This window comes from Arthrobacter sp. NPDC080073 (assembly GCF_040686575.1).
Taxonomy (GTDB): domain Bacteria; phylum Actinomycetota; class Actinomycetes; order Actinomycetales; family Micrococcaceae; genus Arthrobacter.
The window spans coordinates 13,400-26,848 of record NZ_JBFBKR010000012.1 but is presented as its reverse complement, the minus strand read 5'-3'; the positions used below and the strand labels follow the sequence as shown (position 1 = coordinate 26,848).

Sequence of the window (13,449 nt, the reverse complement as noted above, 5' to 3'; positions counted from 1 at the left end):
GAAAGAAGTTGCGCGCGAGTGGCGGAACGGCAGACGCGCTGGCTTCAGGTGCCAGTATCCGAAAGGGTGTGGGGGTTCAAATCCCCCCTCGCGCACGCAATTCAAGGAACCCCGGTCTCTGACCGGGGTTCCCTTGTTTAACACCCAACCTGTCCCCACCGCCACCCTCGCCTCGCAAGCTCGGCCAGGGAACCCTGGCGGCGTGGGCCCACGCATTTGTTGTCGCTATGACGGCGCATAACGACAACAAATGCGAGCTAGTTGGGCTGGGTCCGGAGCGCCCCGAGCCCGGTGATCAGTGCGTCCAGGCCCATGCTGAACGCGAGATCGGACGGGTAGTTGTTCCGTTCGGGACCAAGGCTGCGGACCGCCGAAGTGAAGTGCGGCGTGGAGTCGGCCAAGCGGCCGGAATCGAAAATGTCCGCCGGCGCGTTCGCGTCGAAAGCGGCACCGAAAATGTAGGCCTCGAGGGCCACGATGCTCGGGATGATCTGCTTCTCAGGGAAACCCGCGCGGAGGAAGCCCTCGGTGACGGCTTCGTACATGGCGAGCGTCTGTGGGGCGTCTGTTACGGGAAGGACCGCGATCACTGAGATCAGCGGGGTGTGCCTTGCGAAGATACCGCGATAGGAATACGCCCATTGTCGGACGGCCTCTTCCCAGGGGAGCGTGCTGAAACCTCCGAAGTCGACCTTGGACATCAGATCCTCTTCCACGAGCTTGAGGACTTCATCCTTGGAGGACACATGGTTGTAAAGGGCCGACGGCGCCACGCCCAGGGAGCGCGCGAGTGCGGCCATCGTGAGGCCGTCGTAGCCCTTCTTGCTGATCAGTTCCAGCGCCGCCGCCGTGATGCCGTCCTGGTCCAGGACCGCCGCCATTGGCCGGCCTGCCCTGCGACGCGCTTTGGTCTCGCCGGGAGCGGGGGTGGGTTCAGGCATTGCTGACCTTTCTGGAGGCTGTGTCAAAGCATTATTCCATTTGGGTCTTCACAGCCGCGGCCAGGCCAGCTACAGTGGAGATAAATGAACGTCATTCATTTATTGGTCAGCCAACGGGGACGGCCACAGAAAGGACATCATGTTGAATCTTGATCGCGACGTCGTAATTGTCGGTGCCGGTCCGTCGGGGTTGACGGCCGCCCGCGAGTTGAAAAAGGCCGGACTCAGTGTTGCCGTACTCGAAGCACGCGACCGCGTCGGTGGCCGCACGTGGACCGACACCATTGACGGGGCCATGCTGGAAATCGGCGGACAATGGGTGTCCCCGGACCAGACCGCCCTCATGGGGCTCCTCGACGACCTCGGCCTGAAGATGTACTCCCGCTACCGCGACGGCGAATCCGTCTACCTCGCGCCGGACGGCAAGCGTACCCGCTACACCGGGGCTTCCTTCCCGGTGGGCGAAACCACTGCAGCCGAGATGGACAAGCTCACCGCCATCCTGGACGGCCTCGCCGCGGAGATCGGCGCGGAGGAGCCTTGGGCGCACCCCAAGGCCCGTGAGCTGGACACCATCTCCTTCCACCACTGGCTGCGCCAGAACTCCACGGACGAGGAGGCCTGCAACAATATCGGCCTCTTCATCGCAGGCGGCATGCTCACCAAGCCGGCCCATGCTTTCTCCGCGCTGCAAGCGGTACTGATGGCAGCTTCGGCAGGTTCCTTCTCCAACCTGACGGACGAAGACTTCATCCTGGACAAGCGGGTTATCGGCGGCATGCAGCAGGTTTCCCTGTTGATCGCCGCGGAACTGGGTGACGACGTCGTACTTAACAGCCCGGTCCGCACCATCAATTGGGAGCCGGCCGGCGAAGGCCATCGCGTCACCGTTGAATCCGAGCGTGCAACCGTCAATGCGCGATTCGTGATCATGGCTGTCCCGCCGAACCTGTACTCCCGGGTCTCCTTCAATCCGCCGCTGCCGCGCCGCCAGCACCAGATGCACCAGCACCAGTCCCTTGGCCTGGTCATCAAGGTCCACGCTGTCTACAGCACGCCGTTCTGGCGCGAAGACGGACTGTCCGGTACGGGCTTCGGCGCCGACGCCCTGGTCCAGGAGGTTTACGACAACACCAACCACGGAGACACGCGCGGGACCCTGGTGGGCTTCATCTCGGACGAAAAGGCGGACGCCGTCTTCGAACTCAGCGCCGAGGACCGCAAGAAGAAGGTCCTCGAGTCCATCGCGAGCTTCCTGGGCGAAAAGGCCCTGGATGCCGAGGTGTACTACGAATCCGACTGGGGTTCCGAGGAGTGGACCCGGGGAGCCTACGCGTCCAGTTACGACCTGGGCGGCCTGCACCGCTACGGCAAGGACCAGCACGCCAATGTAGGACCCATCTACTGGTCCTCCTCCGATCTGGCCGCGGAGGGCTACCAGCACGTGGACGGAGCAGTCCGGATGGGCCAGGCAACGGCCGCCCGGATCGTCACCGCGAACAACCGCTTCGCTGCTGTACCGGTGGCCTAGGAAGACACAAATCCACACGTGAGGTCTCGGCTCTTTCGCTCGTCGAAAGGGACGAGACCTCACTTTTGGAATCCGGGGAGCTGGTCCATGCGTCAAGATTGTTGAACAATCTTGACGTTTCAGGCATGATGGTGAGGTATTCAACCTGAGACGGGGATCACAATGCCTTATATCGACCTCAACAGCGACGTCGGAGAATCCTTCGGCAACTGGACCATGGGCGACGACGCTGCAGTCTTCCGCCACGTGTCGAGTGCCAATGTGGCCTGCGGATTCCACGCCGGAGATCCCACCACGATCGCCAGGACCTGCCGCGAGGCCGTCGCCGCAGGAGTGACCATTGGTGCCCACGTGGGTTACCGGGACCTCGCGGGTTTCGGCCGACGCTTCCTCGATTGCTCCGCAACCGAACTGGCCGACGACGTTCTCTATCAACTCGGCGCGCTCCAAGCCCTGGCCCATGCTGCCGGCTCCGGGATCAAGTACGTCAAGCCGCACGGTGCCCTCTACAACACAATCGTCCACCATGAGGTCCATGCCCAGGCTGTGGCCGACGCCGTCCATGCCTTCAGTCCCGGACTCCCGATCCTCCTCCTGCCGGGTTCCGTCGCACTCGCCAAAGCCGAAGCGAAGGGGCTCCGGGGAGTGGCCGAGGCGTTCGCCGACCGGGCCTACAACGCGGACGGCACCCTCGTATCGCGGCGCGAAGAAGGTGCCGTCCTGCACGACCACGCCGCCATTACCGAGAACATGGTCCGCCTGGCAAAGGAGGGCAAAATCGTGTCCCGCGACGGTTCCGTCCTGAATGTCCACGCAGAAAGCATCTGCGTCCATGGAGACACTCCCGGCGCCGTGGCCATGGCAGCAGCCGTCCGCGCGGGACTCGAAGCCGCTGGAGTCACCGTACGGAGCTTCGCGTGAGCCTCACCGGAATACGCTGGGCGGGCCCGCGGGCCCTGCTGGTGGAACTTTGCGATCTCCCTTCCGTGCTGGCGTTTCATTCCCGGCTGCTCGCCGAGCCCCTGCCCGGCCAGCTTGACGTGGTCGCCGCGACAGCCACCGTACTCGTTAAGTTCGGCACGCACGCCGAGGCACTCGCGGCGCGAACCGCCGTCGGGCATGTTGACCTGGGCGCGGTGCCACGCGACAGTTCCCGCGACGTCACCATCGAAGTGGTCTACGACGGCGAGGACCTCGCCGAGGTGGGCATGCTCACCGGTCTGGGCAGCGACGGCGTCGTGGCCGCCCACACTGGGCAGCTCTGGACCGCGGCGTTCGGCGGCTTCGCACCGGGCTTCACGTACTTGCTCGGCGAGAACCACAGCCTCGACGTTCCGCGCCGCAACTCGCCGCGCACCGCCGTTCCCGCCGGTTCCGTGGCGCTCGGCGGAACGTTCTCCGCCGTCTACCCCCGGCAATCCCCGGGCGGCTGGCAGCTGATCGGACGCACGACGGCGGTCCTGTGGGATCTCGAGCGGGAGTCGGCGGCGCTGGTTCGTCCGGGAGACAGGGTCCGGTATGTGGCCGTCCGCGAGGCCGTTGCCCTGACTCCCGTACCGCCTGCGGCGCCGCCCGCTGTCCGCGAGGACACCGGCCCCGCCCTGGTGGTGGACTCACCCGGACTGCAATCGCTCGTCCAGGACCTCGGCCGCCCCGGGCTGGGGGACCTGGGCGTGTCGGCTGCGGGCGCCGTGGACCAGCAAGCGACCCGACAGGCCAACCGCTTGGTGGGCAACGAGGCCGGGGCCGCAGTGATTGAAAACGTGCTGGGCGGACTTTCAGTCCGGGCCGTCGGCGACCAGGTCCTCGCTCTAGCCGGAGCGGCGGTGCCCTTGGAAATCCGCGATGCATCGGGGGCTCCGGCCCGCTGCGCCGCCATGCGCGCGCCCTTCGTCCTCCTGGACGGGGAATCCCTCAGCCTAGGGGAGCCAACGCTCGGAGCCCGAAGCTACCTTGCCGTCCGCGGCGGGATTGCTGTGCCTCCGGTGCTCGGCAGCCGCTCAAGCGACTCGATGTCCGGAATCGGTCCCGCACCGTTGTCTGCCGGTACCCGCCTGCCCGTCGGAAGAGCGCCGCTGTTCCAGATGGTCGGTGCCCCGGAGGAATCGACGCTGCGGCTGGGAGAGGCGTCCGCGGAACTCCGCGTCACCTTGGGCCCGCGGGACGACTGGTTCGATTCCCGCGCCGTGGAGACGCTCACGGAGCAGGACTGGATCACCAGCGAGCAGTCCAACAGAATCGGTGTCCGGCTCAAGCCTGCCGGCAACCGTGCGCTCGAACGAAACGCCGACCGCGGCGCCGGCGAGCTCCCCAGCGAAGGGACAGTTGCCGGCGCACTCCAGGTCCCGCCCAGCGGACATCCCGTCCTCTTCCTCGCCGACCACCCGGTGACGGGCGGGTATCCGGTGATTGCCGTCGTCGTACCCGAAGACCTGCCGACGGCGGCGCAATTGCCGCCAGGCCACAGGGTGCGGTTCACGATCGTGGACCCTGCAACCCTTGAACCCCTTGAACCTGCCGCTACCGGCGCTATCTCCGAAGGAACCCAGCCATGAAAAAGGTCCTGATCGCCAACCGCGGCGAGATCGCCGTGCGGATTGCCCGCGCCTGCTCCGATGAGGGCTTGGAGTCTGTTGCCGTGTACTCGGACCCCGACGCCGATTCCCTCCACGTCCGGTTTGCCGACGAGGCCTACGCGCTGGGCGGTTCCACCGGCGCCGAGACGTACCTGGACATCGCCAGGCTGATCGACGTCGCCCGCCGTGCCGGGGCCGACGCCGTGCACCCCGGATATGGCTTCCTGTCCGAGAACGCCGACTTCGCGCAGGCCGTGATCGACGCAGGGCTTACGTGGATCGGCCCGGCTCCGCAGTCGATCCGGGAGTTAGGCAATAAAGTGACGGCCCGGGAGATCGCCGTCCGTGCCGGGGCTCCGCTTGTCCCTGGCAGCGATGGGCCCGTGGCCGATGCGGCTGAAGTGCTTGCGTTCGCCTTGGAATACGGCATGCCAGTGGCCATCAAGGCTGCTTTTGGCGGGGGAGGCCGCGGGCTCAAGATTGCGCGGCGCCTTGAGGATATCGAGGACGCATTCGAATCGGCCGTGCGTGAATCCAAGGCAGCTTTCGGACGGGACGAATGCTTCGTGGAGCGCTTCCTGGACCAGCCGCGGCACGTCGAGGCCCAGATCCTGGCGGATATGCATGGCAACGTCGTGGTCCTCGGAACCCGCGACTGTTCGCTGCAACGCCGAAACCAGAAGCTCGTGGAGGAGGCTCCGGCACCCTTCCTGAGCCCTGAACAACGCACGCTCATCCACGAATCGGCCAAGGCCATTTGCCGCGAGGCCGGATACTACGGTGCCGGAACCGTCGAATACCTCGTGGCGGTGGATGGCACCATCTCGTTCCTGGAGGTCAACACGCGCCTGCAGGTGGAGCACCCTGTCACCGAGGAAACCTCCGGTGTGGACCTGGTCCGCGAACAATTCCGGATCGCTGCAGGCGGCATCCTCTCCCTGACGGAAGACCCCGAGCCCAAAGGACACGCCTTCGAGTTCCGCCTCAACGCCGAGGATCCCGCGCGCGGCTTCCTCCCGGGCCCCGGCACGGTGGACGTGTTCGAGGCCCCCACCGGACCGGGCATCCGAGTGGATTCGGGCGTTCGATCCGGCTCGGCGGTTCCCGGAGAATACGATTCCCTCCTGGCCAAGCTGATTGTCCGTGGCGAAAACCGGCAGCAGGCCCTGCGCCGCGCCCGGGCTGCCCTGGACGAGATGCAGATCAAGGGTTTGCCCACCGTTCTTCCCTTCCACCGTGCCGTGGTCCGCCACCAAGCCTTCACCTCGGAGGACAAGCTCGGCGTGTACACCACGTGGATCGAGACCGAGTTCGCCGAGGAGCTTGCCGCGTCTTCGGAGATCGCCCGCGCGGCCCCCGGCTCGGAACGCAGGACGTTCACCGTGGAATTGGACGGAAAGGCGGTCCAGCTTGGGCTCCCCCTTCGCTTGTTCGAGGCGCTGATGAGTGGTGGTGGCGGATCCGAAGCTGCTGTTTCGGCCCCTGTAGTGGCCGACGATGCCGGGCTGGCCTCGCCGATGTCCGGCTCGCTGGTGAAGTGGCTCGTTGAGGACGGTGCGACCGTGGAAGTAGGACAGCCCGTGGCTGTGTTGGAGGCCATGAAGATGGAAACCACCGTCCCTGCGCACCGTTCCGGCACCGTGGCGCGTGGACCGCACGGGCCGGGCACCGCCGTCGGGCGCGGAGAGGTGCTTGCCAGCATCGGCTGACGGGTTCGCCGTTCGGTAGATTTGGGGCATGCCCATGAACGCTGCGCTTCAAGGAATCGCCGACGCCGGCCACGCCACGCACGCCCACACTGGAGCGTGGGTTGCCGCCCAGCTTCGCCAGCGCATCTCCCAGGGCCTGTTGCCGCCCGGCACGAAGCTCTCCGAACAGGCCTTGTCCGAGGCGCTCGGCGTTTCCCGGAACACGCTGCGGGAGGCCTTCACTGTGCTGGCGGGTGAATCCGTGGTCCAGCGCATCCCCAACCGTGGCGTGTTCGTAGCCGCCCCCGGTGCCGAGGACGTCCGCGAAATCTACCGGGTGCGGCGCCTGATCGAACCGGCGGCCGTGTTGTGGGGCGATGTCCCGGCGGGAGCCCTCGACACTATGGACGCCATCGTCGACAAAGCCCGGACTGCCCTTGCGGAGGGATCGGTGGCCGGCATGGCCGACGCCAACCAGGAGCTGCACAGGGCCCTGGTGTCGTTGTCCGGAAGCGCTTCGCTGGACGCATTGATGGAGAAAGTGCTGGCCGAGATGCGATTGGTCTTCCACGCGATGGCCACCACCCCCGACTTCCACGGGCATTACGTGGAACGCAACGCCGCCTTGGTCGCCCAGATCCGTAACGGAGAGCGCGAAGAGGCCGCAGCCGAGTTGCGCCGCTACCTCGACGGTGCCGAACACGAACTCCTAGTGCACATCGGGGCAATTCCGTAGGCACCTGCGCGACCACGAAGGGCGCGAGTCGGCTACGGGGCAGAAACGCCCGCCGCTGCTTCGGCTTGGGCCATCGCAACTTCCAATTGCTCCACGGCGCGGGCATAGTCCGCCCCCGCTGTCAGCCGGCAGCGTTGGGCTTCCTGCAGCGCGCGGACCAAGGCGGCGGTTTGCGGAACGTTGACGTCGCTCATTCCGGGGAAGTCGATGCCCTTGGCGGGATCCAGTTCATACCTTTGCCAGCGAGCCAGGATGGCGTCGTGACGGGCTGCAGCTTCCGTGAAACCGCTGCGGTCTTGGCGCCTCTGCTCCAGGTTCCGGCCGACGGCAAAGGCGGCAACAGCAGCAGTTATGCCGAGGAAGAGCATCAAGAGCCCGACGGCGGGCGAGGCCAAGGCGGGGATGACGACTGCGGGGACAACCACCACGAGCCCGGCGAAGATGTTCCAGAAGATGGCGTCCGGCTCTTTGAGCAGGTCCCGATCACGATGTCCGAGGGGCCCTTGCAAGGCGAGGCGGCCGCCGTCGGAGGCTCCGTGGATGACCCCTTTGCGGACGGCGTTGACTGTAAAGGCCACCGCGCACATGAGCAAAACCGCCCACAGCCCGATCTCCCAGGCAGTCAGCTGGATTCCAGTTGTGGCGGGCAATCGGACCACCTCCACGCGAATGCGCATCGCTTTGAATTCAGTATGCGCCGAGGAAGACCTGGAGGCGAGAGCCCGATTTGGGCGTAAAAACAGGAAGGCAGGACACCCCCGGTCCGGGGTGTCCTGCCTTCCCGCGGAAGTCCGGTTGGAGCTTAAGCGTGGTCCCGCTTGGATGCCTTGGGCGCATCCCGCTTGGTAGGGGCGTTGGTCTTGGCTTCCTTCGTAGCTTCCTTCTTGGCGGCTTCTTCCTTGATGCGCTTTGCCTCGGAGCGTACGGCTGCGTGCGTGGCGCGCTCGACGACGAGCCACTGCGGGGGAGCTGCCAGCAGTTCGGTGATTTCCGCCGTCGTCAGGGGCTCGGTGATTCCGCCGCGGGCCAGCCCGCTGATGGAGATATTCAGCTTCTGTGCCACCACGGGACGCGGGTGCGGACCCGTCCGGCGGAGCTCGGCGAGCCACTCCGGGGCGTTGGCCTGGAGCTCGGCGAACTCGGCGCGGGTGATTTCCGAATCCTGGAACTCCTGGGGTGTTGCAGGCAGGTAGATGCCAAGTTTCTTGGCAACGGTGGCCGGCTTCATGGACTGGGAGTTTGCAGAGGTCATGGTTCAAGGGTATCCGCCACCGCAGGGAAGTGGCACAGCGGCTGTTCTAGGATGAAGCCATGCCGCACACAAGAGTCGCCGGGGCCGCCCGGGAAGTCCCGGTGACGCAAGCCTCGGCGTACCGTAGGCGTTGATGAACTTCAGCGGGATTCCACGGTGGGTCTATGGCCTTGCGGTAGTGGGCGGTTTGTTCGTCCTGTTGCCGCTGGCCGCCATGGTCGCGAAGGTCAATTGGGCACAGTTCATCCCGCTGGTGACCTCAGATTCCTCGCTGACGGCGTTGGGGCTTAGCCTCCGCACCTCTGCCGCGAGCACCGCCCTCTGCGTTGTCCTGGGCATTCCCTTGGCCCTTGTCCTTGCGCGCCGGCCCTTCCGCGGGCAGCGGCTCCTGCGTGCCTTCGTCCTCCTGCCCTTGGTGTTGCCGCCGGTGGTGGGCGGTATCGCGCTGCTCTACACGTTCGGGCGGCAGGGTCTTCTGGGCAAGAGCCTTGAGCTCGCAGGCATCCAGATCGCCTTTTCGACGACGGCGGTGGTCCTGGCCCAGACCTTCGTCGCCCTGCCGTTCCTGGTAGTCAGCCTCGAAGGCGCCTTGCGGACGGCCGGCAACCGCTACGAAGCTGTTGCCGCGACGCTCGGCGCCCGCCCCACCACCATCCTGCGGCGCGTGACCGTACCTATGGTCCTCCCCGGGCTCGCGTCCGGGGCGGTGCTGTCCTTTGCCCGAAGCCTGGGCGAGTTCGGGGCCACGCTGACTTTCGCCGGGAGCCTGCAAGGTGTCACCCGGACCTTGCCTTTGGAAATCTACCTGCAGCGCGAGAGCGACGCGGACGCCGCCGTCGCGCTTTCTCTCGTGCTCGTCGCCGTGGCCGTGATCGTCGTCGGTCTGTCGTACCGGCGTCCGCACCGCGCGGACATTCCGGCGGAGGCGGCTGCATGAGCTTCCACATCGACGCCACGGTCCGGGCCCGCAACCTGGATGTGTCATTGAGCCTCGGACAGGCGGAAACCGTGGCGATCCTCGGACCCAACGGCGCCGGAAAGTCGACGCTGCTTTCCGTCGCGGCGGGCCTCGTGCGGCCGGACGCCGGCTCTGCCCGGCTAGGGGGTCAGGTTCTCTTCGACCTCGACGGCGGCAGCCGGGTATGGACACCTCCGCACCTTCGCGGCACTGCACTGCTGGCCCAGGAACCGTTGCTGTTCCCACACCTGAGCGTCCTGGACAACGTGGCTTTCGGCCCGCGCAGCGCAGGCGCTTCCCGGGCGGAATCACACGAAACTGCGCGGCACTGGCTCGCCGAAGTCGACGCAACGGAGTTCGCCCGGCGGAAGCCCGGGCAGTTGTCCGGGGGGCAGGCCCAGCGTGTCGCGGTGGCCCGCGCGCTGGCGGCCCGTCCCGAATTGCTGCTCCTCGACGAGCCGATGTCCGCGCTGGACATCCACGCCGCCCCGCACTTGCGCCGGCTCCTCAAGCGCGTCCTGTCCGGGCGCCGAGCCCTGATCATTACCCACGACGTCCTGGACGCGCTCATGCTCGCGGACCGCGTGATCATCATGGAAAAGGGCAGGATCGTCGAGGAAGGCGCCACCCGTGAGGTATTCCGGCGCCCGCGAAGCCAGTTCGCCGCAGGCCTGGCCGGGGTGAACCTCATGGCGGGCACCGTCACGACGGACGGACTCAGGACCTTCGCCACCGCGGAAGTTCCCGGCCTGCATGTCGCGGGACACCTCGATGACGAAGCGGAACCGGGCCGGCCCGGCGTCGCCGCCTTCCCGCCGTCGGCCGTTTCCATCTTCCTGGATGCCGCCCACGGCAGCCCGCGCAACTCTTTTCCCGTTGCCATCACGGATCTTGAACCGCATGGGGACCACATCAGGGTCAGGGCCGGCGATTTGGCAGCGGACATCACGCCCTCAGCCTCCGCCGAGCTGGGACTGGAACCCGGCTCCCGCGTCTACTTCGTGGTCAAGGCCACTGCGGTCCAGGTGTACGCGGCGTAGCTTGGGCAGGCGCTGGGTCGGCTACCGCCCGCGCGGTACTGTGAACTGGTGCCTTCCGATCAAGAATCCCTGCCCGACGTCGGCGTTCCCGACGCCTCCGACGCTGAAACCAGCGGTCCCCGGGGGCTCACTTTCGCCTACGTCGCCGGCGTGACGCCCGGGAAATGGATCCGTCGCTGGGAAGAGCGCATGCCCGATGTTCCCCTGCACTCGTTCATGTCCGACGACGGCGCGCAGCTGGAGGTTCTGCGCGACGGTTCGGCGGATCTCAGCTTTGTGCGCTTGCCGGTGGATCGCGAGGGACTCCACGTCATTCCACTCTACGAAGAGCAACCTGTGGTCGTGGCCCCGAAGGGTCACGAAATCTCGGTTTTCGAAGAGGTGGCGCTGGAGGATCTCGCAGAGGAGAACTTCCTGGATGTCGCCGGAATGGGCGGGCCGGAGATGGCCATGCAGGTGGTGGCCTCGGGTGCCGGTCTGGTGGTCCTGCCGATGTCCGTGGCCCGGCATTTCAACGTCAGGGACACCGTTGCGCGGCGCCTGACAGGGGCCGAAGGCACACAGATCGCCCTTGCCTGGCCGAGCGACTCCACCAGCGAGGTCATCGAGGAATTCATTGGCATTGTCCGGGGCCGGACCGCGCAGAGCTCGCGGCAGCCTTCGGCGCAGCAGGAGAAGCCCAAGAAGGCACCCAAGCCGGACCGGCGCGGCACGGGCGCGAAAAAGCCGGCGGTGGCTCAGCGCTATGCGCCGAACCCCGACAAAGGCCGGGGCAGGGGCTCCCGTAAGAAAGGAAAGCGCTAGGCAATGGGACTTGGAGCGAAACCGACCATCCGGGACGTCGCCAAGAGCGCCGGCGTTTCCCTCACCACCGTGTCCTATGTCTTGTCCGGACGCCTCGGTGGAACCACCCGCATCAGCGAAGCAACACAAGAACGCGTCCAGGCCGCGGCCAAGGAACTGGGTTACGTACCGAATCAGGCGGCCCGCGGAATGCGCCGCGGCAAGACCGACCTCGTGGCGATTGCCATTGGCGACCTGGAATGGCCGTGGGACCGGGCCTTGGCAACGGCCGCCGCACGCATCTTGCCCCAGCACGGCTACCAGCCCGTGATCCTCATCGGCGACGGATGGCGGCGGTTCATGCTCTCCGGCGGTGCCGACGGCGCCATCATCGGTGCCCTTCCGCCCGGGACCGTCCTTGACCTCACGGTGGGCGAACTGGCCAGGCGCGGAGTAGCCCAAGTCATCATTTCGGACACCATGCAGCCTGCCGGCTTCGATGTCCTGGCACCTGGATCCGCGGGCGGAACCCCGGAACCGGAAGCCCTCGAAGGAGCCATCACCCTGCTCCTGGACCGGCTGGCCGGCCGCACCATTGGGGCGGGAACCACCAAGGCCGCGCCTTGGGAGTTCAAGTCGCCGTAGCCACCCAACTGACTCGCATTAGTTGTCGTTTTGGCGGCTCATAACGACAACTAATGCGAGCTAGTTGGGGCCACCGCTCGCGCGTCCGTACGCTCGCCGCGTTGAGGCCCATCAGCTCCACCTCCCGGTGTCACGGGTCCTAGCCTTTGGTCAGGCGGTACCGCTCAATCTGCTTGAGACGCCGCTGGAGGCTGTCCCGCCGGGGGTGGGGGACGACGTCGGGCGCCTCAGCAGTGAGGTCGATGTGTTCAGTGCCGTACTGCCACAGCAGGAGGTCATCCAGGAGGCGGTCCGGTCCAGGGGAGTAACGGTGGTCCAGGGCTTTGCGGACCTCGGTGATCCGGTTGGCGCTGAGGAGACCAGCGAGTTCCACGGTCTTGTTCAGTCCGTGGGCCGCAAGCAGCTCTGCAGCCCAACCCCAGTCGTCATCAACTTTACGGTCAACGTGCGGAAGAAGCGTCCGCCATACGTCACGCACACGATTGGGGGTGAGGGGCATGGAACCTTCACCATCGAGATCCCAGTAGCCGCGGACTTGCTCGTAGCGTTCGTGGAGGTCGGCGAAGGCGCTCTCCACGGTTTCCAGCATTGCCGCCGTCGCCGTGAATTGGCGGTCGAAATGCGGCGTCCAGGCGCGCGGATCCTCGGCTTTGAATCGGATGTCGTGTTCGATCTCGCTCCAGGCGTGCGCAAACACCGTACGGATCTGGCATTCGAAGAAGTAGCTGCCATTCGGCGGAATGTCCGGATTGAAGACCTGTTGGTACGCCTTCACGGACTCGTTCTGGATGGTGCGGAGGATAAGGTGGCGGCTCGAGTATCCATAGGTGCCGGACTCGATGGAGCCGATGTCCTTCTCGAGGTCGCCGCGGCAATCGAAAAGCTGGCGCTGGCGCTTGATCAGGTTGGCGACCGCGGCGTTCTCCGCCGGAAGCTTGGTGATGACGCGCAGCCCCACCATGTCGTTCAGGGTCCGGAACGGGTCCGGGAACTTCAGGACCCGCGGACCCCCCTCCAAGGGCACCTCGGTGCGGGAAATCTTTTCCCGGAAAGATTCGACCGTTTTGGTGCGTCCCGTGACGAAGAGGGGCACGGACTCGCTGTTCTTGAGCATGTCCCGCAGGGTCAAGAGGACGTCGCGGGTGACGAGTTTCAGGGCAGGACGTACGCGCTCGTAAAGCTCCACGTTCGCCTGTACTGATTCGCGCAGCTGAGGATCCAAGCTGTCCCAATTGCTAGCCATGCCTCCAGCTTACGGGGATGGCTGACAGTGAAGCGGAGCCGGACCCGGCCACGCGC

At 66.1% G+C, this 13,449-nt stretch carries 13 protein-coding genes and 1 tRNA gene; 10 read left to right on the top strand and 4 right to left on the bottom strand.

Annotation, left to right across the window (positions count from 1 at the left end):
* Nucleotides 1-12 precede the first annotated feature (12 nt).
* Nucleotides 13-95, top strand: a tRNA-Leu gene (locus tag AB0O52_RS14400).
* A gap of 162 nt (nt 96-257) precedes the next feature.
* On the opposite strand, the gene AB0O52_RS14395 is transcribed toward AB0O52_RS14400, so the two are convergent.
* Entirely contained in the window at nt 258-941 is a 684-nt protein-coding gene (locus tag AB0O52_RS14395; RefSeq protein WP_364538649.1) for a TetR/AcrR family transcriptional regulator, read from the bottom strand.
* 139 nt (nt 942-1,080) lie between these two features.
* Here AB0O52_RS14395 and AB0O52_RS14390 point away from each other — a divergent pair, with 139 nt between their 5' ends.
* The 5 genes from AB0O52_RS14390 to AB0O52_RS14370 all read left to right on the top strand — a co-directional run bounded on the left by AB0O52_RS14390 (nt 1,081) and on the right by AB0O52_RS14370 (nt 7,472).
* Nucleotides 1,081-2,472, top strand: a complete 1,392-nt coding sequence (locus tag AB0O52_RS14390; RefSeq protein WP_364538647.1) for an NAD(P)/FAD-dependent oxidoreductase — start codon at nt 1,081-1,083, stop codon at nt 2,470-2,472.
* 162 nt (nt 2,473-2,634) lie between these two features.
* Complete coding sequence (locus AB0O52_RS14385; RefSeq protein WP_364538645.1) at nt 2,635-3,393, top strand: 5-oxoprolinase subunit PxpA; 759 nt, start codon at nt 2,635-2,637, stop codon at nt 3,391-3,393.
* The gene (locus AB0O52_RS14380) at nt 3,390-5,027 is read left to right on the top strand and encodes a 5-oxoprolinase/urea amidolyase family protein (RefSeq protein ID WP_364538643.1); all 1,638 of its coding nucleotides are present in this window, start codon (nt 3,390-3,392) and stop codon (nt 5,025-5,027) included. Before AB0O52_RS14385 ends, AB0O52_RS14380 begins: the two co-directional genes overlap by 4 nt.
* Nucleotides 5,024-6,757 (top strand): biotin carboxylase N-terminal domain-containing protein, encoded by a 1,734-nt coding sequence (locus tag AB0O52_RS14375; RefSeq protein WP_364538641.1) that lies wholly within the window; start codon nt 5,024-5,026, stop codon nt 6,755-6,757. The genes AB0O52_RS14380 and AB0O52_RS14375 overlap by 4 nt, the downstream gene beginning before the upstream one ends.
* Before the next feature lie 28 nt (nt 6,758-6,785).
* The gene (locus AB0O52_RS14370) at nt 6,786-7,472 is read left to right on the top strand and encodes a GntR family transcriptional regulator (RefSeq protein ID WP_364538639.1); all 687 of its coding nucleotides are present in this window, start codon (nt 6,786-6,788) and stop codon (nt 7,470-7,472) included.
* A gap of 32 nt (nt 7,473-7,504) precedes the next feature.
* Here AB0O52_RS14370 and AB0O52_RS14365 read toward each other — a convergent pair whose 3' ends face one another.
* Together AB0O52_RS14365 and AB0O52_RS14360 are read right to left on the bottom strand one after the other, a co-directional pair.
* A complete protein-coding gene (locus AB0O52_RS14365; protein WP_364538637.1) occupies nt 7,505-8,122 on the bottom strand; it encodes a hypothetical protein in 618 nt (205 codons plus the stop codon).
* A gap of 152 nt (nt 8,123-8,274) precedes the next feature.
* The gene (locus AB0O52_RS14360; RefSeq protein WP_364538635.1) at nt 8,275-8,724 is read right to left on the bottom strand and encodes a DUF5997 family protein; all 450 of its coding nucleotides are present in this window, start codon (nt 8,722-8,724) and stop codon (nt 8,275-8,277) included.
* 133 nt (nt 8,725-8,857) lie between these two features.
* Between AB0O52_RS14360 and AB0O52_RS14355 the strand changes: the two genes are divergently transcribed.
* Genes AB0O52_RS14355 through AB0O52_RS14340 form a run of 4 tightly spaced genes read left to right on the top strand, consistent with a single transcriptional unit; the run spans nt 8,858 to nt 12,150 of the window.
* Nucleotides 8,858-9,661, top strand: a complete 804-nt coding sequence (locus AB0O52_RS14355) for an ABC transporter permease (RefSeq protein ID WP_364538633.1) — start codon at nt 8,858-8,860, stop codon at nt 9,659-9,661.
* A complete protein-coding gene (locus AB0O52_RS14350) occupies nt 9,658-10,722 on the top strand; it encodes an ABC transporter ATP-binding protein (RefSeq protein WP_364538631.1) in 1,065 nt (354 codons plus the stop codon). Before AB0O52_RS14355 ends, AB0O52_RS14350 begins: the two co-directional genes overlap by 4 nt.
* A gap of 48 nt (nt 10,723-10,770) precedes the next feature.
* Complete coding sequence (locus AB0O52_RS14345; RefSeq protein WP_364538629.1) at nt 10,771-11,526, top strand: LysR family transcriptional regulator substrate-binding protein; 756 nt, start codon at nt 10,771-10,773, stop codon at nt 11,524-11,526.
* Nucleotides 11,527-11,529: 3 nt separating this feature from the next.
* A complete protein-coding gene (locus tag AB0O52_RS14340) occupies nt 11,530-12,150 on the top strand; it encodes a LacI family DNA-binding transcriptional regulator (protein ID WP_364538627.1) in 621 nt (206 codons plus the stop codon).
* Between the two features lie 139 nt (nt 12,151-12,289).
* Here AB0O52_RS14340 and AB0O52_RS14335 read toward each other — a convergent pair whose 3' ends face one another.
* On the bottom strand, nt 12,290-13,393 hold the full coding sequence (locus AB0O52_RS14335) for a RelA/SpoT domain-containing protein (RefSeq protein ID WP_364538625.1): 1,104 nt from the start codon (nt 13,391-13,393) through the stop codon (nt 12,290-12,292).
* Nucleotides 13,394-13,449 lie beyond the last annotated feature (56 nt).

Excerpts from the sequence above, each read along its gene's own strand:
- AB0O52_RS14375 (WP_364538641.1), top strand. The coding sequence starts at position 5,024 with ATGAAAAAGGTCCTGATCGCCAACCGCGGCGAGATCGCCGTGCGGATT.
- AB0O52_RS14395 (WP_364538649.1), bottom strand. The coding sequence starts at position 941 with ATGCCTGAACCCACCCCCGCTCCCGGCGAGACCAAAGCGCGTCGCAGG.
- AB0O52_RS14360 (WP_364538635.1), bottom strand. The coding sequence starts at position 8,724 with ATGACCTCTGCAAACTCCCAGTCCATGAAGCCGGCCACCGTTGCCAAG.
- AB0O52_RS14340 (WP_364538627.1), top strand. The coding sequence starts at position 11,530 with ATGGGACTTGGAGCGAAACCGACCATCCGGGACGTCGCCAAGAGCGCC.
- AB0O52_RS14355 (WP_364538633.1), top strand. The coding sequence starts at position 8,858 with ATGAACTTCAGCGGGATTCCACGGTGGGTCTATGGCCTTGCGGTAGTG.
- AB0O52_RS14335 (WP_364538625.1), bottom strand. The coding sequence starts at position 13,393 with ATGGCTAGCAATTGGGACAGCTTGGATCCTCAGCTGCGCGAATCAGTA.
- AB0O52_RS14350 (WP_364538631.1), top strand. The coding sequence starts at position 9,658 with ATGAGCTTCCACATCGACGCCACGGTCCGGGCCCGCAACCTGGATGTG.
- AB0O52_RS14370 (WP_364538639.1), top strand. The coding sequence starts at position 6,786 with ATGCCCATGAACGCTGCGCTTCAAGGAATCGCCGACGCCGGCCACGCC.
- AB0O52_RS14385 (WP_364538645.1), top strand. The coding sequence starts at position 2,635 with ATGCCTTATATCGACCTCAACAGCGACGTCGGAGAATCCTTCGGCAAC.
- AB0O52_RS14390 (WP_364538647.1), top strand. The coding sequence starts at position 1,081 with ATGTTGAATCTTGATCGCGACGTCGTAATTGTCGGTGCCGGTCCGTCG.